General features: G+C 67.4%; 14 protein-coding genes and 2 tRNA genes. 8 read left to right on the top strand and 8 right to left on the bottom strand.

Translation table 11 applies throughout. The features are described 5' to 3' along the window. The coding region (locus tag DKT69_RS40180; protein ID WP_236648385.1) for a hypothetical protein at positions 1 to 1,282 on the bottom strand (1,282 nt) is incomplete at its 3' end. Between the two features lie 133 nt (positions 1,283 to 1,415). On the opposite strand from DKT69_RS40180, the gene DKT69_RS27360 reads away from it, so the two are divergent. Beyond that, positions 1,416 to 1,506: transfer RNA gene (locus tag DKT69_RS27360), tRNA-Ser, on the top strand. A gap of 36 nt (positions 1,507 to 1,542) precedes the next feature. Beyond that, positions 1,543 to 1,615, top strand: a tRNA-Arg gene (locus DKT69_RS27365). A 539-nt stretch (positions 1,616 to 2,154) separates the two neighbouring features. Here DKT69_RS27365 and DKT69_RS27370 read toward each other — a convergent pair. Together DKT69_RS27370 and DKT69_RS37930 are read right to left on the bottom strand one after the other, a co-directional pair. Further along, positions 2,155 to 2,595 carry a PIN domain-containing protein gene (locus DKT69_RS27370; protein ID WP_109804370.1) on the bottom strand — a complete coding sequence of 147 codons (441 nt, stop codon included), beginning with the start codon at positions 2,593 to 2,595 and terminating at the stop codon, positions 2,155 to 2,157. Next, positions 2,592 to 3,509: a hypothetical protein gene (locus DKT69_RS37930; RefSeq protein ID WP_146231225.1), complete on the bottom strand. Its 918-nt coding sequence runs from the start codon at positions 3,507 to 3,509 to the stop codon at positions 2,592 to 2,594. The genes DKT69_RS27370 and DKT69_RS37930 overlap by 4 nt, the downstream gene beginning before the upstream one ends. Positions 3,510 to 4,522: 1,013 nt before the next feature. On the opposite strand from DKT69_RS37930, the gene DKT69_RS27375 reads away from it, so the two are divergent. Continuing rightward, entirely contained in the window at positions 4,523 to 7,354 is a 2,832-nt protein-coding gene (locus DKT69_RS27375) for a DNA methyltransferase (RefSeq protein ID WP_201749888.1), read from the top strand. Positions 7,355 to 10,202: 2,848 nt separating this feature from the next. Here the strand turns inward: DKT69_RS27375 and DKT69_RS27395 are convergent. From DKT69_RS27395 to DKT69_RS27415, 4 genes are all read right to left on the bottom strand, one after another. Beyond that, the gene (locus DKT69_RS27395) at positions 10,203 to 10,700 is read right to left on the bottom strand and encodes a hypothetical protein (RefSeq protein WP_146231226.1); all 498 of its coding nucleotides are present in this window, start codon (positions 10,698 to 10,700) and stop codon (positions 10,203 to 10,205) included. A gap of 386 nt (positions 10,701 to 11,086) precedes the next feature. Beyond that, positions 11,087 to 12,841, bottom strand: a complete 1,755-nt coding sequence (locus DKT69_RS27400) for a hypothetical protein (protein ID WP_109804374.1) — start codon at positions 12,839 to 12,841, stop codon at positions 11,087 to 11,089. 366 nt (positions 12,842 to 13,207) lie between these two features. After that, the gene (locus tag DKT69_RS27405; protein ID WP_109804375.1) at positions 13,208 to 13,930 is read right to left on the bottom strand and encodes a hypothetical protein; all 723 of its coding nucleotides are present in this window, start codon (positions 13,928 to 13,930) and stop codon (positions 13,208 to 13,210) included. 556 nt (positions 13,931 to 14,486) lie between these two features. After that, entirely contained in the window at positions 14,487 to 15,101 is a 615-nt protein-coding gene (locus DKT69_RS27415) for a TetR/AcrR family transcriptional regulator (protein WP_161557961.1), read from the bottom strand. A gap of 295 nt (positions 15,102 to 15,396) precedes the next feature. Between DKT69_RS27415 and DKT69_RS27420 the strand changes: the two genes are divergently transcribed. Both DKT69_RS27420 and DKT69_RS27425 read left to right on the top strand, forming a co-directional pair. Continuing rightward, a complete protein-coding gene (locus tag DKT69_RS27420; protein WP_161557962.1) occupies positions 15,397 to 15,804 on the top strand; it encodes a DoxX family protein in 408 nt (135 codons plus the stop codon). A gap of 197 nt (positions 15,805 to 16,001) precedes the next feature. Next, entirely contained in the window at positions 16,002 to 16,838 is an 837-nt protein-coding gene (locus tag DKT69_RS27425) for a hypothetical protein (RefSeq protein ID WP_236648386.1), read from the top strand. A 191-nt stretch (positions 16,839 to 17,029) separates the two neighbouring features. Here the strand turns inward: DKT69_RS27425 and DKT69_RS38550 are convergent, their stop codons facing one another. Further along, a complete protein-coding gene (locus DKT69_RS38550) occupies positions 17,030 to 17,200 on the bottom strand; it encodes a hypothetical protein (protein WP_161557963.1) in 171 nt (56 codons plus the stop codon). Between the two features lie 70 nt (positions 17,201 to 17,270). Here DKT69_RS38550 and DKT69_RS27430 point away from each other — a divergent pair, with 70 nt between their 5' ends. From DKT69_RS27430 to DKT69_RS27440, 3 genes are all read left to right on the top strand, one after another. Next, on the top strand, positions 17,271 to 18,359 hold the full coding sequence (locus DKT69_RS27430) for an IS630 family transposase (protein ID WP_109804379.1): 1,089 nt from the start codon (positions 17,271 to 17,273) through the stop codon (positions 18,357 to 18,359). Positions 18,360 to 18,681: 322 nt separating this feature from the next. Next, positions 18,682 to 19,464, top strand: a complete 783-nt coding sequence (locus tag DKT69_RS27435; RefSeq protein WP_438361883.1) for a S1 family peptidase — start codon at positions 18,682 to 18,684, stop codon at positions 19,462 to 19,464. A 413-nt stretch (positions 19,465 to 19,877) separates the two neighbouring features. Continuing rightward, the coding region (locus tag DKT69_RS27440; RefSeq protein WP_236647931.1) for an ISAs1 family transposase at positions 19,878 to 20,308 on the top strand (431 nt) is incomplete at its 3' end.

The following is a 20,308-nucleotide window of genomic DNA, read 5'->3' on the forward strand; positions in this document are numbered from 1 at the left end:
CGCCGCCGGCCTGCGCGGCCAGCGGCGTCGCCAGCCGCCAGGCCGCCTCGGCGGCCCGCGGCCAGGGCCGCTCCCCCGGCCCGTCAGCGGCCCGGGCCGCGGCCAGCGCCACCCGGGCCGTCCCGGCGTCCGGGTGGACCTGGGTCAGCACCAGCAGCTCCGCCGCCCGGTCCGGGTGGGTCGGGTCGCGGTCGTACGCCGCCGCCAGGTGCAGCACCAGGTTGGCCTGCGTCCAGAGCACCGCCGCCAGCTCGGCCACCGGCGCGAGGAGCCCGGCTCCCGCCGCGACCGCGCCACCGGCCCCCGCCAGCCGGACGAACCGCCGGGTGGCGAGCCGGGCCAGCCCGTCCGCGTCGGCATCCGGATACGTGCCGCGCAGCCCCGCGACCCACTCCCGCGCGCGCGGCCCGAGCGCCTCCACCGCCGCCAGGGCCAGCAACTCCGGCGCGAAGGCCGGGTGGTCGAGGACGCGCGAGGTGATCGCCGACCATTCCACCCCGGCGGTACGCCCCGACGCCGGCTCCGCCGCGCTGACCGCCCGTACGACGACCGGGGCCGGGCCCGGCTGAGCGGGGATCTGGGCGGTCGGCGCCGCGGTCGTCCGCTTCGCGGCGGCGGCCTTCCTCGGCGTCGCGGCCCGGGTGGCTGCCTTTTTCGGCGGGGTGGGCTGCTTCCCCGCGCCGGCCTCGGTGTGCCCTCCGTCACCAGGGTCGGCGCTGACCTCGGCCGGCGCCGGCTCGGCGCGCTTCCGCGCTCCCGGGGCCGCCTTCTTCGCCGCGCTCGTCTTCTTCGCCGCGCTGGTCTTCGCCACCGGGCTGGTCTTCTTCGCCGGGCTGGCCTGCTTCGCCGGGGCACGGCGCGCCGCGTCGTCGACGGCAGGACTCGGGGTGGCTCGGGTCGCCGCGTCGTCGGCGGAAGTGCTCGGGGTGGCTCGGGCCGCCGTGCCGTCGGCCGTAGGAGACGGGGTGGCCCCGGTTGCGGGACGAGGCGGGGGCGCGGCGGCCCCGGCGGGGGCTTCCGTGCCCGAGGCGTCGCCGGCCGAGCGGCCCGGGGCGCCGGAAACCGCCTGGGCGGGGTCGGGCGGCTGGAAGAGCACGGCCGGCGCGGCCTTGGCCCGCCGCGCCGGGGACTGCGGCGAGTTCTCCGCTCCGGGCTGGCGCGTTGGTGGGGCGGGCGGCTCGGGCGTGGGCGGCGCGGCGAACGTCGGCTTCGGGGAGCGACTCCGCCGGGCACCGGTGGCGGGCTCGCGGCGGGGCGGATCGCTCGGCGGCTGCTCCTGCATATCGATGGAGCGTAGACCCGAGCGTGACCTCGCACACGTCGGAAACGCAGGGGTCCGAGCCCTCCGGGTAGTCGCTTTGCCCCGGGTGGGTACGGACCTGTATCCTCGGGCGCGGTGGTCTCCGGGCCACCAGGGAGACTTCGCCTAGTCTGGTCTATGGCGCCGCACTGCTAATGCGGTTGGGGTCTTAAAGCCCCTCCCGGGTTCGAATCCCGGAGTCTCCGCGCGAAAGCCAGGTGTGTAGACTGGCCGAGCAGCAAGCGCCCGTAGCTCAATGGATAGAGCATCTGACTACGGATCAGAAGGTTAGGGGTTCGAGTCCCTTCGGGCGCACAAGATCAAGAGGCGTTTGACCTGCCACAATAGGGGTCGGGCGCCTCTTGTCGTTCGTCCCCTACGGGTGGCATGTTGCTCGATTGGTGCTCGTACGACGAGCGTGGCCTACGTCCTAGCCTGTCCCTCTCGGTTCGCAAGGGGTCCGTCGCCTCCGAGTCGCGGCTGCCACACACGGTTTAGGAAGGGTGTAGCGCCTGCTGGGCCATCCCTCGTCCTACCAGGACATACGCGCGACGGTTCCCCACCGATGCGCTTGATCATTCCGCACATGTTCCGGATCTTGTCGCGGGCCCTGAAGCTTTGGATTGCCGGCGAGGCTGTTGCTGACGGCTGGGTGCGCAGGACGCAAGCCCTGGTTGGCTGGGCTCAGGCTCCAGCGGTTGGGTGCGTGCTGTACTTGAGTGCTATACGGCCGCCGGGTGCGCCTGCGATGACCTGCGGCGCTGGGCCTTGCCCCCTACCGCATGCCGGCACTGGTGGAGCGGTGCCCGAGATCATGGCCTGGACCGGATGAGTCCAAGCTCTAGACCGGCTTTCTAGAGGTCGGGGTGAACAAGACGGAGCTCGGGGAACGCCTTCGCAATCGTCTTGAAGTCACTGAGGTTGTTTGTGGCAATCGGGAGTTGGGGGCTCAATGCCAAGGCGCAAGCGGCAGTCCACAGGTCGTTGGTTCCACCCTTCTGCAGGTGCCCGGAAAGTTTGGCGTGCATCTCAGCCCATAGGTCTACAACCTGCGCCGAGTAGGGCACCACAACGAAAGCCTTTAGCTGATTGCGCAGCATCTCTATCCGCCGCTCGCCCCACCGCCCTCGGTGAGCGTTCGCGAGTAGCTCACCATATGTCGCAAAGCTGACCGCCTGCTCGTGACCCGCGACAAGGACACTGAACGCCTTGCCTCGTTCGGTTTGTAGAAGCCAATAGCTGACAACGTCCGTGTCGATGAGCAATGGCCCACCGGGGACGTCCTCCGGGTTCATTCGGCGAGAGCCGCGAGAAAAGCGGCCCGTTCATCGTCGGTCAATCCGGCGATCCCTAGACTCGATGGGTCGACGCGCCCCGTGGTACCTTGTGCCGCTTGCAAGTCCGCAAAGGTCTGCAATTGCCAGAAAGAATCGATGTCTAATGGAAGCTGGGTGCTTCGGACTACAGCCCGTAGTTCAACACTGCTTGCCTGCGCCGTTCGGGGATCATAGCGAACAAGTCCGTCCAGCCTCGCTCGCGATCGCAGTGCTTCTTGGATATCGTCCGCAAGATCAGACGAGAAGCTAACTGTTACAACGTTGCCATTAGCGAGACGCAGCTTCGCCGTGTTCCCCTCGAAGTCAGCTTCGAAGAGCACCCCAACCAGTGCCTCATCTTTGCTCACCGCCGGCTGTTCCCCAAGGCGTTGCATCCGCTCCCGAACGGCAGAGTCGATCGTCGCCCGCCGGGGAGTGCCGCCTGCCGCTGTTTCGGATTCATCAATTAACGTAATCGATCTGTTCCTGTCGCCGATGCCAAGTTCCGATGCCAACTGTGCAACAGCCGTTGCCAGCTCCGCGTCTGTCGCAGGATCGTCACTCGTGATCGCGTCGAGGAGTCGCCCAAATGCTAGAGAACTTAGGTCGGCAGCAGAGATCGGCAGCTCCTCGTCCGAGGGTTCCGCAGCGTCTGGAAGTGCGAGAACTTCGACGAAGCTACCGTGCTCGACGCCCACGAACCGAAGTCGTGCGGCGCTCTCGATCGCTTGACGGTGTCTGCCAGTGCCGCCGCGACGGGCCTTACCCAGCACCAGGTAGGCCGCTCGGGCGATGGCCCGTTCAAGGCCCAAAATGATGCGCGCAACGTCAGCGGCTGCGACGCGGCCAGGCTCGGCATCGACACCCTCAAGCTGCGCCCGGACGATCCTCATGGTCCAAGGCTCCTACATCTGATGCGAGCCGTCCAGCGTGAAGGGGTCCAGCGGCGGAGACGGGAGGTGCAGCCCCGCTTCGTCGTTACGCGGAGTAGCAGCCGGAGTGGGGGCGCGGATTGTATCGGTGCCCTCCGACAAGAACGCCTCCCCAACATGTGGGGAGGTGTGGCCAGCGTCAGCACCAGATGTAGACGAGTGATCGGGCTCACTTTTTGAGCGCACTGCGATCCAGACATACGGATCGTGACGGGACGGCTGGTATTGTGTCCTGGACGCGCAGAAGCCCCGGCGTCGGATACGTCGGGGCGACGTCCGTCCGGGGTTCTGCATGAGATTGGCCTCTCGGCCAGAACCTTATAGGGGGATCCACTACCCGTGTAGGGGAAGTGGCGTTTCTCTCTGGACGTGGCGTCAGCGTGCGCATCGCCGGGGTGATGGTCACCTCGGCGACGACCAGGCCGTGAACGGCCAGGGGAGTTGACGATGCAGCCAAACTGGGTGGGCGTCAGCCTGCGGTGCAAGGACCGGGGGCAGACGCTGAACCTTTGCGTCCAGGTGTCGCGTGGCGTTCCGGACGAGCTTCGGTGCCAGCCGGGCGGCGGATCGGCGTCTGGAAGCGGTCCAGACGTCTGCGCTGAGTGCAGGCGCCTCTTGTCGGATGCTGGGCGACTTCGTGAGGTCGTCGACGACCTGATTCGCCGGGGCTGGAGTGACCACGTCAAGGCGGGGGCCGTCGTCGTCGCCTGTTAGGCGGGTTGGCTGGGTGCGATGTCAAGCTCCGTTGGCTATATCGCCGGCGGAGCTTGACCGCCCTCCCGAAACTGCGATCAGCCGTTGTTCAACGGCTTCGCCGAGGTCCCAGTCGTCCGGCCGAGTGCAGCCTTGGCTACTCAGGCCGTCGGCGCGCTGGGCTCCTACTCCGTCGGAGGCGAGCCGGGTCCACACGTCACCTGCGTAACTGGGCGGCTTCGGGCGCCCTGTCATGGTCACATCTGTTCTAGAGTGCCAGCGTGACGAACCCCCCGCCCAATGCCCTGAGTCAGCAGCTTGCCGACTTCGTCCGCTACCGGGCGGAATATCTCTCAGGTGACGAGAAGGGCGAGGCGCAGATTTTTTGCGACCGCCTATTCAAGGCTCTTGGCCACGGCGGAATCCGCGAGGCGGGCGGGACGCTAGAAATGCGCCTAAGAAGCAACAGCTCAAAGGGCACAGCGTTTGCAGACCTCATTTGGAAGCCTCGCTGCCTCATTGAGATGAAAAAGAAGGGTACAAACCTCGCCAGGCATTACAGGCAAGCCTTCGACTACTGGGTCCAAGCGGTCCCCGACAGGCCTAGGTACGTAATCCTATGCAACTTCGACGAGTTTTGGATTTATGACTTCGACGTTCAGTTAGACGAGCCCGTCGACAAACTCCACATAAACGAACTCGTCGCGCGCTGGGATGCCCTGGCATTCTTGCTTCCTATCGCCGAGAAGCCGGTCTTCAACAACGACCTTGTTGCGGTGACGCGCCACGCTGCCGGCCGGGTCGCCCATCTATTCACCGAGCTTCACGATCGAGGAATTGAGCGAGAACACGCTCAGAGCTTTGTATTGCAATCGGTAGTAGCCATGTTCGCAGAAGACATCGGGCTGTTGCCCGGACGCTATTTCACGAGAGCCTTACAAGACTCAAATAGCGGCTCCGATGCCTACGACCTACTATTCGGGCTCTTCAGGGAGATGAATACGCCGGCTACGACACTTGCCGGACGCTATCGCGGAACTCCGTACTTTAACGGCGGGTTGTTCGCCAAAATTGCGCCGATAGAGTTGACTCGTGATGAGTTAGATGTGCTACGCGTGGCCGCGACGACCAACTGGGCGGCTGTGCGGCCAGAGATCTTCGGCACCCTTTTCGAAGGCTCCATGGACAAGGGCGAGCGCCATGCGCAGGGAGCACATTTCACGAGCCAGGCGGACATCGCAAGGGTTGTTATCCCCACCATCGTGACGCCTTGGCGGGAACGCCTCCAAGCGGCAGGAAGCATTCCCGAACTGCAACGCGCACTTGATGATATGTCGAAGTTTCGGGTGCTAGATCCGGCAGCCGGGTCTGGCAACTTCCTATACGTTGCCTATCGTGAGATGAGACGGCTGGAGCACGAAGCAATCACGCTGATCTCGGAACGTCGACGATCATCTGCAATGGCGGCCCAGAGCTCTCTCGCATACATTGCCCCTGAGAATTTCTTCGGTATCGACATTAATCCCTTCGCCGTCGAGGTAGCGAAGGTGACCATGATGCTCGCCAAGAAACTGGCGGCTGATGAACTCGGCGACGATCAAGATGTTCTCCCATTCGCCAACCTGGACCGGACAATCGTAGCGGCGGACGCACTATTCACTGAGTGGCCCAACGTCAATGCGATTATCGGAAATCCACCGTATCTCGGCCGTCGAAGGATGGCGGAGGAGCTTGGGTCGGAGTACACGCAACGACTCGCCGAGGCCTTCCCGAGCGTGGCGGGGGTCTCTGACTTCGTCTGTTACTGGTTCCCCCTCGTGCAGGATCGCCTTCCGGAGGGAGGTCGAGCAGGGCTGGTGGCAACGAAAACCATCCGGGAGAACCATTCCAGAGAGGCGAGTCTGGATTACGTCATCGACAATGGCGGGGTGATCTTCGATGCCGTTTCGAGTCAACCTTGGTCCGGCGATGCCATCGTCAACGTCTCAATCGTTAACTGGTCGAAGCACATAGATGTAACACCTAAGGTGCTTTGGCTCAATGATGGTGATCTTCGCCTGGAAGTCGACAGCATCCCGAGTTCGCTTCAACCGACGGTTGACGTGCGTAACGCGGCTGCAGTCCCGGCGAATATGGAGCCCCAGACGTGTTTCCAGGGACAAACTCCTGGCATCTCTAACGGCTACCTGCTTGATGCTGAAACGCTAGAGGAGCTTGCCGCTAAGGATCCAGCTAGCCTTCGGTACATCCACCCGTTCCTCGGCGGCCGAGAAATGTTGCAACGCATCCCGATTGACCGCTGGGTCATTGACCTGCCTCATAGCGACCTTTCGGAGGCTCGCGTTGCCGCACCTGGCGCCTTGGATCACCTGACCAAATATGTGTTGCCAGAGCGAAAGAAGCTGCTTGATAGAGAAGATGCACGAAATCAGGAAGGTCGCGAACGTAATCCGAGGTTTCGCCCAGAGAGCCAGCACCGACTGTTCATGAACCGTTGGTGGCAGCAGTGGCGGCGGCGGGCAGACCTTATCGATGAACTGAGCCAGATAGACCGGTACATCGCCACGAGCCGCGTCGCCACTGTGGGTCGCGCGACGGTATTCTCCTTCGTTGACAGCTCAGTACGTCCCGGGGACAGCCTTACTGTCTTCACGCTCGATGACGACTACAGCTTTGGGATTTTGAGTTCTGCTGTACACCGCGCATGGCTCGTCGCTCGATGCTCGACTCTTAGGGGTGACCTCCGGTATACCTCTACTACCGTATGGGATTCATTTCCCTGGCCTCAGTCTCCGACCCGAGCCCACGTACGCTCGATAACCCAGATCGTCAAGGAACTGATTGAGCTCCGCGAAGACTATCTCCAGCGGGGGCAGACGCTGGCCGCACAGTACGACATCCTGCGCTCTCCGGGGAGAAGCAGGCTGCGAGATCTCCACTCACAGCTCGACAAAGCCGTAATGCGAGCCTACGGATTCAACACAGAGGACGATGTGTTGGCTCAACTCCTGGCGCTCAATCAGGACCTTGCAAGGGAAACGGGGGTGGTGCGGGGACCAGGCGCAGAGGGGCTGCCGGACGCAAGGGCAACAACCACATACGCATTGCGGTGATCACCGCCGCCAATTTCCATCCCGTCTGCCCTCGACCCGCCCCCCGGGGGGAGCGGGCCGCCGCCCGGTGCGCCATGTCATCCATGAAGGAGCGGGGCCGGTCAAGGCTGGGGTTTTGACCGGGTGACGTTGTTTTGCCCGTCTTCCGGTATGGGTTTCGGGCAGGCGTGTGTGCGGCGTCGGGTCAAGGCTGGGCCGTAGGCCCACCCAGAGGGCTTGGCCTTGACGCCGGCGTCGTGGGCGCCATCGCGGTGATGCCGGAAGCGGCGTTGTGGGTGTGGTCGCGTCGCCAGGGTCCAACCGGGCGCCGGTCGACCTGCTGCTTCAGCGGGTCGGCCGGGTGGATCGGCACGCCCGGCCTGGGCGAACCCGGCCGCCCAAAGTCTTCGTCACTGGAATCAGGACACATCCGGAGGGGGCGCCGGTCAGCGAGCCCTCCCCGCATGCGTGGGGTGGTTCGGTTCGGTCCTCGTCTCTCCGGTCACGGTCGCCCGGTCGCCGTCCCCGCACGCGCGAGGGTCTTCCCCGCGGAGTGCCGGCTTCGCCGTCGGCGCGCAGGCCGTCCCCGCACGAGCGGGGTCTTCCGCCTTTACCCGACGCGGGGGTCTTTTCGGCGACGGACACGCGCCCAGCGCGGCCGAGTACCCGCCCGCGAGGGGGTCTTCCGACCGCCAAGACCCGCACCGTCGCGCGGATCGAGTCGTCCCCCACGCGCGGGGTCTTCCGCGCCTGGTCGTCCGGTCGTCCGCCCCCAAGGGATGCGCAAGGCGCAGGGCGGTTCGAAGGTGGGTAGCGGATGACGCACTCCTATTCGCCCTGGCCTGGACTCTCGCCCTGCCTTGTCCAGCCAAGGAACCTTCGGAACAGGAGGACGTGATCCGGCCCAGGCTCGGGATTGAGCTTGCGCAGGTCGTCGGTGGCCTCGCCGAGCATTGACGCCAGGTAGACGCTCAGCGCTACCTGGTCGTTCACGTACTCGGCAGAAAGTCTCAAACGAGCTTCCCCGCACGGCCAGGGCTGCGCGCAGACGCGACACAGCCATATGGGACGGATGGGTAGGTGCTCACGCATGCCGGCCGCCGTTCGCGCGGTACGCCTGCCCTCTCGTGAGCCCGTTTCCCAGCCACATGATCTCGGTCTGCTGATTCCAACGGGGCGAGTCGGGCCGCCTGGGTGGCTCGACCCGCTGAGGCTCGACGGGCACGGCCAGCCGCTTGTCGGGGCACGTCTTCCACCTCAGTCCGCAGGAGCAATTTCGGCGGAACCAGCGCCGCCAGACGGGCCGATGGATGGGTGCGAGCGGTACGGGTTTAGGTGCTCTCCGCATGGGCATGCGCCGACTCTCGCCGATCGGTTTACGACTCGTCAAGGGGGTACGGTGACGTGTCGTAAACCGCCCTGGTCGGATGGTCGGCACCGATGACCGGGGACGTTATGGCCATGGCCGAGATAGCGGCCTTCCTCGGTGTGTCCAGGCAGCGAGCGAACACGCTCGCAGACCGTCCCGACTTCCCTGAGCCGATCGCGCACCTGACCGTGGGGCGGGTGTGGGCGACGGCCGACATCCGGGCCTGGGCAGAGAAGCGCCGCAGGGAGCTTGAGGGCGAAGCCGGCTAGATCAAGCGTCGCGTGAGCTCCCCCGACTCGCGCAGCTCGGCCCTCATCAGGTTTTCAACGACACGTAGGCCGCGCCGCCGCCCGTGGACCAGCCGACACTGCACCGGGCCACAGGGGCCACGAGGGCGGTCGTGAACGTAGGAGCACCATCGAGCGCCACGTCCCAAACACCGGGAAGGCCCATCCCGGTCGTCAAAGCGAGTCAAGGCCGTGATCCCGTTTCGATTGGTGAGGGCCTTAATCCTGAAAGCGCACCCGTTGAACCTGCAACCCCGACCTGGTAGCGCCTGGAGCCCTCAAGGCCAGCCGGTACGGCTCCGGGCTGACTACACCCGCGAGCACGGGGGGCGGCACATAATCCGCATTCTTGCTACGCGGGGACACGCCGGGACATCGCCCGGCGCCCCAGATCGCCGACCGTGAGGGCGCTGCCATCAAGCGACCGCTGCCGGCCGAGGCACCAGTCGCCTTGGCTGCCGCGGTTGTCAGCCACGCCTCGCGTCATCGGAAGTCAGGCGCGCTTGCCACCGTTGCGCTTGTCCGTCCACGCATTCTCCAGACCTTGTCGGGTGGTCGAGGCCACAAACGGGGGTGGACTGCCGCCTGTTCGTGGGATGGCCGGGTGGACTTTTGGCTGATGGCGAGTAAGGTCGATTAGCTGTCCGCACCTGTGCTCTGTGAGGAGGCCGGCGACCGTGGCCGAGAGCTCGACGGTTGGTTCGGCCGATGCGGCTGCCCAAGATCACGACGATGCGGCGAGTGTCGTAGGCAGTTGGATCTCTCGCCAATCGCGACTGGCAGTAGGTGATTCCAACTCCTACGACGGGCGGCAGGCCGCCGCGCCCCAATGGCATGAGGAACTGCCGGACGAGTACGAGGAGTCGCACCCTCCCGCGGACACGTACCAGGAGCGCGAAGCGCGACACGCAAGGCACCGGGCAGACCCGCGGTACGAGGCTGAGTACGAGCAGTACGACGCGGCCTACCCTCGGCACGAGCATGCCTACGGACCCTCAGACCCGCTGGGCTACGCCGAGCCGGCGTACGACGAGCCCGGCCATACCTATCTGTTCGACGGGCACGACCAGGCCCATCGGGAGGAACGCCGGGCCCGAGAGCCGTACGAATCGACCGATGCCACCTCGGCCCACGAAGACGCGCACGGCGCGCAACTGGAAAGGTATGCCGCACCGGTGGCGGCCTACCCCTACGGGGAGTACCCCGACCACGATTACGCCGGCCGCAACGAGTACCACCACGAGGAGTCCGACCCGCAGGACCCCGGGGCGGACGAGGGGCGGCCGCGAAGGAGGCACCATCGGGACGTCGCCGGCCGCTCACGGCCGGCCAGCCCGCGGCGGCGTTGGCTGATCCCGGTCGGCGGGCTCGCGGTGGGGGCGCTGCTGTGCGCTCTGGCGTTCATGTGGGGGTCGGGCCGGCCACCGGCAGGCAGCTTGCCGATATCGGCGGCCACCACCCCGTCGGACGCGGTCGAGCAGCCGATCACCCACTCGGGAATACCGTCGGCGGCGCCAAGCTCCGCGACACCCCGCAGGTCCTCCGCGACGCCCAGCGCCACGCCGTCGGTCACGCCGTCCGCCACCCCCAGCGCCACACCGTCGGTCACGCCTTCCGCCCCGCCGACGTCCACCGCGGCCACGCCGACACCGACCCGCAGCTCGGGCCCGGTCCTGCTCGGCCCCTCGAGCAGCCGCGGGGTGGCGAACATGGCCCAGCGGTACTGCGATCGGTACACCGGAGGCTCAGCGGACCCCCGCAATGACGGCCGTTGGCAATGCACGGGGCTTCTCTCCGCGTCCCTCGTCGACATGGACGTCGCCTGCCGCGACACGTACGATTCGGGCGCCTACGCGCGGACATCGAATCCCGGTGATCCGTACGCCTGGCAATGCTACCGCTGACCTGGCCACCCGCACTCGGGGACTCCTGCCCGATCTGTGGCCGGCGCCGGTCATGGCAGGACTGTCAGTGGAGCTGACCCGCAGGAGCGCGAACGTTCATGATCAAGCGCCGCGGGGAAGCCGGACACACCTCCTCGGTTTCGACTACGCGGCCTGGGAGCATTCGTTGATCAGGCCGTTGAGGGTCTTTCGGTCAGGGCCGGCCGGCCTCGGCCGACTGGGTGTTCGACCGATGCCGAACGGTTTCCGAGCTCGGTCGCGGGCCCGTGTCGTCACGCCGGCGCTGCCGCGGTCGCGACGCTGATCGTTGCTCGGTGGCCCCTTCCGCGGCGTCGGGGGCCGCGACGGGTGCTGTGGTACGGCTCGCCGCGGTGTCTACCAGGTCCGGCAGGTCCCGCGCGGCCACCAGGGGTAGCTCTCGCGTGGCTGCCGCGATCGGCCCCGCCTCGCCCGCCGGGTCGGCGACTCGGGCCATACGTGCCTGTCCCGTCGCGGTTCGCGGCGTCGGTGCCGCGCTGCGAGTCGTTGCCGGCGGCGCGGTGTCGGCCGGCTCCGCGGCGGAGCCTGGTGCGTCCGTGGTCGATGGTGCCTCCGCCCGGCTGGTGGCCGACCGGCCTGGTGTGTTGCGCGGCGTTCGGCGCGGTGCGGCTGCCGGTAGGAGCGGGGCGAGTTCCGCGTGCAGCGCCGCCCAGTCGGAGGCGCGGGGCGGGTCTGGCTGATCCGAGGTCGAGGTGAGCTGGCCCGTGCTGTCGGACCGCTCCACCTGCCGGTCGGTGCGGTCCGGCGTCACTGCCCGGGACCGCTCCGATCCCGGTCGCTCGGCACCGTCTCCCGCCTGCTCGATGGCGTTCGCCTGCTCAACGGCGTCCCCGGCCGACTCTGGCCGCGCTGAGCCGCCGGGGGCCGCGCCCGCCGCAGGGGCTACGGGAGCCGCGTCCGGCGCGCAGGCCGCGTCCGGCGCGGGGGCCGCGTCCGGCGCGGGGGCCGCGTCCGTGAGCGGGTCGGGGGCGTGGGCGAGCAGCCGCTCCGGGGCGTCGGCGAGCAGCCGCGCGGCCGAGGCTAGTGCGACGGGGTCGGGTTGACCGGCCCGACGCCACCGCCGGCGGCGGCCGCTCGGCGGCAGGTTCCCGGCCAGCAAGCGCGCAGGTGCCAGATCGGCGGCGATCAGCGTCGTGAGCCCGTCGTAGTCCGCCTGCTCGGCCAGCCGCCGGGCGATCTCGTCGAGGTCGTACACCGTCAGTGCGATGTCGGCGGTGGTGGCGTCCAGTGCTCGGCGGATCTTGCGGTGCAACACCTTGCTGAGTGCCGCCTGCCGCCGCTCGGCGCGAATCTGTGCGCGGGCCGCGTCGAGCGAGTCGTACAGCCCGAGGCCGGGGTGGGCCTTTGCCAGCGAGCGGGCACGGCGGGTCAGCCACGGGTATCGCAACCAGTGCCCGACCGGTTCGTACGCCGGCGTGGTGGGTGGCAGCTGCTGCCTGGCCCGCAGCCGGTCCCGCCGCTGGTTCTCGGTGTTCATCAGCCACACCAGATAACCGAGCAGGGACATGCCCGCATAGAACCCACCTTCGAGGTGGTTGCTATGAGCCAGCCAGTTGAAGGCCACCGCGGCCGTGGCGATGCCGGCCGACAGCACGCGGGACAGCATCGCCGGTTCGCCCAGTCGACGGCGCACGTCGACGTTCGCCAGCACCACGACGCCGCCCAACTCCAGCGCCCCAACGGCGGGAAGGGCCACGTACCACGGCATGCCCAGCCGTTCCATCGCCCCGGACACCTGGCCACCGAGCGCGACCAGCAGCACGACAACGTAGAACCCGGCGCGCAGCACGGCAACATGCCGCATTGCCTTGGCCAGCTCCGCGTCCCACGCCTCCGGCGGGTCGGCGCCTGGCGCCCCGCCAATTGACTTTCCGCCGGTCATCCGGGTCTGGTCCGGTTCCTGGAACACGCCGAGCAGGTTCCTCTCTCACTCCGGCCCCGGCCTGACCGGCGCGCCGCGGCCGCCCGGCCCGGCGGTGCCGCCCGCTGAGTACCAGAGCCGCGCTCCGGCTGCCGCCCGTCGTCCGCCGCATGCTACAAGGTTGCGGGCCGAATTGGAGATCTCGGATACCACGCAGGGTGTATCGGGTCGCCCCTCCCGCGCCACACCGCCGGTCATCGGTGCTCACCCGACCGGCACCGCCGTGGCCGGTGCCGTGCCAAGGCGCCTGATCGTGGCGATTGTCGGCAGCCTCAGCGAGGTGACGACACCGATGCCGCTCATGCTTCTGCCTCCTCGGCCTGCGGCGAGCCGGTACGGCCGGTACCCCGCTCCCTACTCAGGAACTGGCCCGGCTTGCCGGCGACGCAGCGTGCGGATCCATCCCTGGGCGGTATGCCGCGGCACGTTGTAGTGGTCGGCGACGGCCGTCACACTGCCGGCTTGCTGGTAGACCGCTTCGAGATCGGCCGGTGATCGCCGGTACACCCGTCCCTCGTCTCCGGAGGACCCGCCTTTGGCGGTCCGCTTCGTGGCTTTCGCCGCCGTAGTCGTGGCCTTGGCGCCCGCTGCGGTCTTCGGCTTGCCCGCTCGGCTGCGGGTCGCGCCAGCGCCCGACGCCCGGGTGGCATTCTTCGCCTCGCTTGCCTTGGTCGCCGGTGATGCCTGCTTGGGCACCACGACGTCAACCGCGCCAGCGCTTTCAGGGTTACTCGTAGCCGGCTCATCCGCAGCCGTTTTAGGGGCGGTGGGCTGGACCGCCGTCGGCTCGGCGGCGGGCTCACTGTCGTCAATGGACACGGCGCCAGCCGCGGGTGCTTCGTCGGATACGGCAATGGGCGGCGTGGCTATCGCCTGCCGCCCACCGGCGGCGGGCGCGATCGCCCTCAACAGCAGGTCCAGGTCGACAGCGGGGATCTGGCCCGCGGTCAGCCCGTCCCCCTGCCCGGCGCGAACCACCAGTTCGGTGATGCGCGGAGTGTCGTTCACCTCGACCTTCAGGGTTGTGATCGCTCGACTGGGATCGTCAGCGGCGATGGTGATGGTGTAGGAACTCATCGAATCATTCCCTCCAATATGGATACCGGCTGTCGCCTCATGTAAGACGTCCGGCAACGCGGCAGGAACTTCACCTGTTAACCGATTGGTGTCGGTGAAGAAAGTACCGCAGGCCCCTGAGCTGATATTTCGGCCCATCACCCAGGTCGGTCAGGCGGTACGGCGCCGCTTGTTCTCGATCCTGTCGGCGACGACGGTTGCGGCCTCGTGGTGCAGCCGCTTGACGACGCTCTGATAGGTGTCGCGGGTGAGGGTGGTGGAGTGGCCGAGTTGGTCGGAGACGACTTTGATGTGGACGCCGGCGTCGAGGGCTAGGGTGGCGGCGCCGTGGCGCAGGTCGTGCAGTCGGATGGGTTGCGGCCCGGCTTGTTGACGCGGCGGCGGAAGCGTTGGGTGACGAGTTGGGGTGCCACGGTTTGCCGTCGGGATACGGCACTGGCCCGAACGGCGAAGCTCCCCGCACCGAGGCCATCGCCGCCGTGCACGCCGTCACCCGCAATCCACGGCTGCTCGCCATCCAGGCCGGAGCGGGAACTAATCCTCCAGCCCAGGATCGTTACGTAGACGGTCGGTGATGAGTGCGGTGGTTCGGCCTGGCCGACCCGGTGGCGGGAGTGGACGCGGCCGCCGCGTGATCATCGGCGGCTTGTCGCTTGGTGGTGCCGAGTACGTGGGCGATGACGTCGTTGACCAGGCTTGGGGGTATGGGCCGGTGGGCGATGAAGCGGTGATAGAAGAACGGGCTTGTGAGCAGGTCGACGGCTAGCTCTGGGTCGAGCTGGCTGGGCAGTTGGCCGCGTTCGCGGGCGCGGGTCAGCGCGGCGAGGAGCGGTTCGCGGCGGCGGCGGGTCAGGTCGGCGTGGAGTGTCGCGAGGGTGGGGTCGCGTTCGGCGGCGTCGATGAAGGCGGCGAGCAGTCGCGGGAACGGGGTGTGCTCGAGCAGGGTGACGAAGGCGGTGAGCAGCTGGGCGACGTCGGTCTCCACGCGGCCGGTGTCGGGCACGGGGAAGGGCTGGAACGTGGCGTCCATGGCGTCGACCATGAGCGCGCCGGCGGTGGACCAGTGCCGGTACAAGGTGGCTTTGCTCGCGCCGGCGCGCCGGGCCACGGCCTCCATGGTGAAGCCGGGCAAGCCGTGCTCGTCGAGCACCTGGAGGGCGGCCTGCAGCACCCGCTGACGGGCGCCCGCCCCGCGTGAGATCGGCTCCCGGGGCTTGGCCGGGGAGCGGGGCGCGGCCGTCGAGGCAGCCCGACGGTGTCCCGCGGCGGGCGATGCCGCAGGCGGAGCCGCCGGCGAATGCGTGGGGCGCTTGCCGCCTTGTCGAGGACCGCTGTTCATTGCCTCACCTCCATCGAAACGATACCGTACTCCTAGTATGGGAACCGATTCGTATCGATAGGAGCGTCCGATGGTACGAACGCCAGCTACCGCGCCCGGACCGGATGGCGGAGCCACAGGGGCGTCGGTGAACACCACCCTGCCAACTGCCCGATCAACCGTTACTCGACATCGTTACCGCACCGGCGCCTACTGGCTGGTCACCGCGGTCGTCGTCGGTGAATGCGCGATCGGCGGCGCGATGGACCTGTTCCGGATGGCGCCGTTCTACCCGGTGATGATTGACCTGGGCTACCCCAGTTACCTGGCCACCATCATGGGCACCGCGAAGATCATCGCGGCCGTGGTGGTGCTGGCGCCCGGGCTGCCACGATTGAAGGAATGGGCCTACGCCGGCGTCGCGATCAATATGGTCGGTGCGGCCGCCTCACACGTCGCCATGCACCAAGCCCCGAGCACCCTCATCGCTCCTGCCATGTTCGCGGGGCTGGCGATCCTCTCTTGGGCATGGCGTCCACCCGCACGTCGGCTCTGAGTGCTCCGAGCCCTGGCGTTTCGCAGGTGATCGGCATGGATGAGGTGTTGTGCCGCGCCGGCCCGGCCCCGGCCTGCTGGCGACCTCCGGCCGGCATCGGCCGGGCCGGCCGGCCACGCTGACGGACAAGCAGGACCACAAAGTCCTCCAGACGCAGGTATGAGCCCAAAGACGGTGGTCATCAGCGAGACGGGATCATGAACGCCATGGTGAGCATTCTCGACCTCGTAGCCAACTTCGACGACTTCGCTGGCCATGGGCGCGGGGGCGACCTCGCCGACCGATGGCAGCGCGAGGTCGTTAAGCCTCACGCGGAGATCTTCGCGGCCATCGAACCGTGGGTCGACCCAAAAGTGGCCCCGGACCGGCTACCCGGCCTGGTCGCACGGCGGACGGAGCTGCGCGCCGCAGCCAAGCGGGCGGAGTTCGCCATCCAGGAGGCGGCGAGACCACTCACCGACCAGCTCGGCCTCGATCACCCGATCCACGCCGTAGTCATGGTGAGCCTCGGCCAGGCGAACGGCTGGGTCGCGTCGGTACAGGGCGAACCCACCCTGTTCATCGGGGTGGAACAGATGCCCAAGCCGCCCTTCGATATCGTGCTCGCCCTCCACGAGCTGGTCCACTTGGTGCACATGCTCCGCTCCACGCATGACTGGCCGGCCGACCGCGTCGACGCCGACCTGTTCCGCGAAGGACTCGCGGTGCACGCCACAGCCCGGCTTCTGCCTGAGGTCTCACCCAGCGCGCACCTCTGGTTCAGCGCCAACGCCCAAGCCTGGATCGACCGCTGCGCGGGAATGGCGGCCATGCTGCGGAGCAGGGCGCTGCAGGAGTTGGACCGCACCGACGTCTCTGGGCAGTGGTTCAGGGGTGCGATCGACCGTCCCGGCGAGCTGCCCGGACGGTGCGGGTACTGGCTCGGCTGGCAGCTCCTCGACCAAATTCTCGGGCCGGAACCGATCGAGGCGGCGCTCGGCTGGTCCCTGCCCGAGGCCGCAGCCCACCTCCGCACCGCGCTCAGCCAGGGTTAGATCTGCCTCCGGCGGGGGCCAGACGACTCCAGGATGGCTGCCGAACCGTCCAGTAACCGTGGCACGTAGGGGTCATGAGCGGGCACGAATGGCATTCGACTCTGCCGCCGGCCGCGGGCGTTTCGGGCATCACGGCCCGTTGAGCGCGCTCTTCCAAAGTGACGATTTGCTGTTCGCGGGCACTTGAATGACTAGTCGCTGCCGCCGCCCCCGTCCAATGGGGGATCAAGGCGGTAACCCGTGTGTTCGTCATCGGGCCGGGAGCGCTTTGGCTTCAACAGACTGATCGCTATGAGCACCACGACGATCAGCAGGAAAGCGACGAAGAAAACCAGTCCCACCACCTGGATCGCAGACGCCATGCGGCGAGCCTACGATCGCAGGGGAAGTGAGGCTAGTGTCCTGAGTCGTTAATTCGCCTACACTTTGTGTATGCCAGGGAAGGCGCAGGGGTCGTTGGTGCTGTCCGACGACGAGCGGCAGACACTGCTGCGGTGGACGCGACGGGCGAAGTCGTCGCAGGCGTTGGCGATGCGGGCGCGGATTGTGTTGGCGTGTGCGGACGGGACGCCGAACACGAGGGTGGCCGCGCAGCTTGGTGTGTCACGGGACATGGTGGGTAAGTGGCGGTCGCGGTTCATCGCCAAGCGGCTGGAGGGCCTGTCGGACGAGCCTCGCCCGGGCGCGCCGCGCAAGGTGACCGACGATGTGGTCGAGGCGGTGGTGGTGGCCACGTTGGAGCAGGCGCCGCCGCGCGGTGATAGCCACTGGTCGACACGGTCCATGGCCAAGGCGGTCGGGTTGAACCAGACCGCGGTGTCGCGGATTTGGCGGGCGTTCGGGCTCAAGCCGCACCTGGTGGAGGACTGGAAGTTGTCCACCGACCCGCAGTTCATAGAGAAGGTCCGCGACATCGTCGGGTTGTACCTCGACCCACCGGTTGGGGCGATGGTCCTGGCGGTGGACGAGAAGAGCCAGATGCAGGCCCTCGACCGCACGGCGCCGGTGCTGCCGATGATGCCGGCCGCGCCGAGTCGCCAGACCCACGACTACGTCCGTCACGGCACCACGAGTCTGTTTGCCGCGTTGGACCTGGCCACCGGCCGAGTGATCGGGCAGACCCAGCGCCGACACCGGCATCAGGAGTTCCTGCGGTTCCTGCGCACGATCGACCGGGCCACACCATCTGATGTGGACCTGCACCTCATCCTCGACAACTGCGGCACCCACAAAACGCCGCAGATTCAGCAATGGCTGGTCAAGCATCCAAGGTTCCACCTGCATTTCACGCCGACCTACTCGTCATGGCTCAACATCGTGGAACGCTGGTTCGCCGAGCTGGCCAACCGGAAACTGCGTCGTTCCACCCATCGCAGCGTCGCCGCTCTCGAAGCCGACGTGCGGGCGTGGATCGACGCCTGGAACGCCGACCCGAAACCGTTCGTATGGACTCGCACCGCCGACGAGATCCTCGAATCCCTCGCCGCATACTGCAGACGAATTAACGACTCAGGACACTAGGCGTTCCTTGCCGTTTCGTACTCGCACGGATCAAACGGCTTGCTGCCTCGTCGCTGCCTCCCCTCGCCGCCTCTGACCACGTCAGTTGTTTGTGCCCCGGTGCTGCAAGCGCGCTCTGTACGTAACGACGATCATCGGTTCGACGCTCTGCAGACGGACAGATCCGTTCCTGTCCCGCCCGGAATGATCCGGCGCGCCCTTCTGACGTGAGGATTTCATGTCTCGACACCGGCAACGACACCGCAAGCTGTTCAGCGCATCCACGGGGAGTGCGCTGACCGCCCTCACCATCGAGCAGAGGCCCCGGGCCCGCCGAAAGGGCTTGGCCCTTGCCGCGCTGGGACTGTCCGCCATGGTTGCTGTGCCTGGCGTCGCAAACGCCGTCGCAAACGGCACGCCCGTGGCTGATGGTCAGTACCAGTTCTCCACGAAGCTGACCATGACGAACATCCCGCGCGCCGACGCCTCCGTCTACGACAGTGCCTGCTCCGGCGCGTTGATCGCTCCGCAGTGGATCATTACCGCCGGGCACTGCTTCCATGACATCGCCGGTCGAAGGGTCAGCGGCCCGGTGCCGTACACCACCACCGCGACCATCGGCCGCACCGACCTGGCCGCCACCAACGGCCACGTCGTCGATGTCGTCGAGGTGCGGCAGGCGTCCCGACAGGACGTGGCGCTGGCCAAGCTCGCAACACCGGTCACGGACATCACGCCGCTGGCGGTCAGTGCCAGTTCGCCGAAGACCGGCACGATCCTGCGGATGACCGGCTGGGGGGCCACCGGTTCGGTGGACCCCGCGCCCGCAACCCAGCTGCAGACCGGCCAGTTCAAGATCACCCGGGTTGCCGGTTCCTCCGCCATGGTTGTCGGCTACGCGCCCGCGGCCAACACCAGCGCCTGCCTCTGGGACTCCGGTGCCCCGTACTTCACCGAGAACGCGGACGGCACCCAGACGCTGGTCTCCGTCGAATCCGACGGGCCGTCGTGCCCGCACTCGCAGGAGGAAACGACCGCGCGGGTTGACCGGATCGCCGACTGGATCCAGCAGACCAGCGGCGCCTCGGTCGTTGAAGCAGGGGCGGCTGGCGGCAAAGCCCGATGACCCAGCGCTGAGCGTGCGGGCATATCGGCGCTTGTGCCTGGCGGCACGCGCTAAACCGCACGAACCCGACTAGCAACGGGAGCGTCTCCCCACTGAAGGGCTGCGGCGGTGTCCGGCTTCCTGATCAGGGCGATTGCGTAGTCGATCGGTGGGTGCCCTGAGCTGGGAATCTACGGGGTGAGTGGCCTCTGCGGAGGCAGGTAGAGCGGGTGAGATCGCGTCGGTGATCATGGAGTTCTCTAGGCTTCACGACACCCCGAGGACCTCACCCGCCGATGTCATCATGCCCGATCCCCGCGCTGTCTTCGGTCGCCGGCACCCCTGGCACGTCACCACCGTCCGTTACTGCAGGTGAGACAACGGGACTGCTACACGCCTTGGCGGCGGTCCCGGATCCTCGAGATCCACGGGGAGTGCGTTACCCGCTGTCGGGCCTGCTCGCGGCCGCGGTGTGCGCGGTCCTCGCGGGGGCGTCGTCGTTCGCCGCGATCACCGATTGGTTGCACGATCTGGATGAGCAGGCCCGCGACCGGCTCGGCTTCGGCCATGGGGTGCCGGCGGGTACGACGGTATGGCGGTTGCTGACCCGCCTCGACGATCAGTTGTTGTCTACCGTCCTCGCGGGCTGGCTGAAGGTCCGCGCCCAGCCGGTCACACCCCGGCCGCACCGATATCGGACGGTGATCGCCGTGGACGGGAAAACCCTGCGGGGAGCCCGCCGTGCCGACGGCGGTCAGGTTCATCTGCTGTCCGCGCTGGACACCAGCACCGGCATCGTCCTGGCCCAGGTAACCGTGAGCGCGAAGAGCAACGAGATCCCCGCGTTCGCACCGCTGCTCGACGC

The organism is Micromonospora sicca, assembly GCF_003172935.1.
Taxonomy (GTDB): Bacteria; Actinomycetota; Actinomycetes; order Mycobacteriales; family Micromonosporaceae; genus Micromonospora; species Micromonospora sicca.

Bases quoted from the DNA above. Each gene is read 5' to 3' on its own strand.
- DKT69_RS37930 (WP_146231225.1), bottom strand. From the start codon at position 3,509: ATGAGGATCGTCCGGGCGCAGCTTGAGGGTGTCGATGCCGAGCCTGGC.
- DKT69_RS27425 (WP_236648386.1), top strand. From the start codon at position 16,002: ATGAACGCCATGGTGAGCATTCTCGACCTCGTAGCCAACTTCGACGAC.
- DKT69_RS27405 (WP_109804375.1), bottom strand. From the start codon at position 13,930: ATGAGTTCCTACACCATCACCATCGCCGCTGACGATCCCAGTCGAGCG.
- DKT69_RS27395 (WP_146231226.1), bottom strand. From the start codon at position 10,700: ATGTTCGCCACCCCGCGGCTGCTCGAGGGGCCGAGCAGGACCGGGCCC.
- DKT69_RS27430 (WP_109804379.1), top strand. From the start codon at position 17,271: ATGCCAGGGAAGGCGCAGGGGTCGTTGGTGCTGTCCGACGACGAGCGG.
- DKT69_RS38550 (WP_161557963.1), bottom strand. From the start codon at position 17,200: ATGGCGTCTGCGATCCAGGTGGTGGGACTGGTTTTCTTCGTCGCTTTC.
- DKT69_RS27370 (WP_109804370.1), bottom strand. From the start codon at position 2,595: ATGAACCCGGAGGACGTCCCCGGTGGGCCATTGCTCATCGACACGGAC.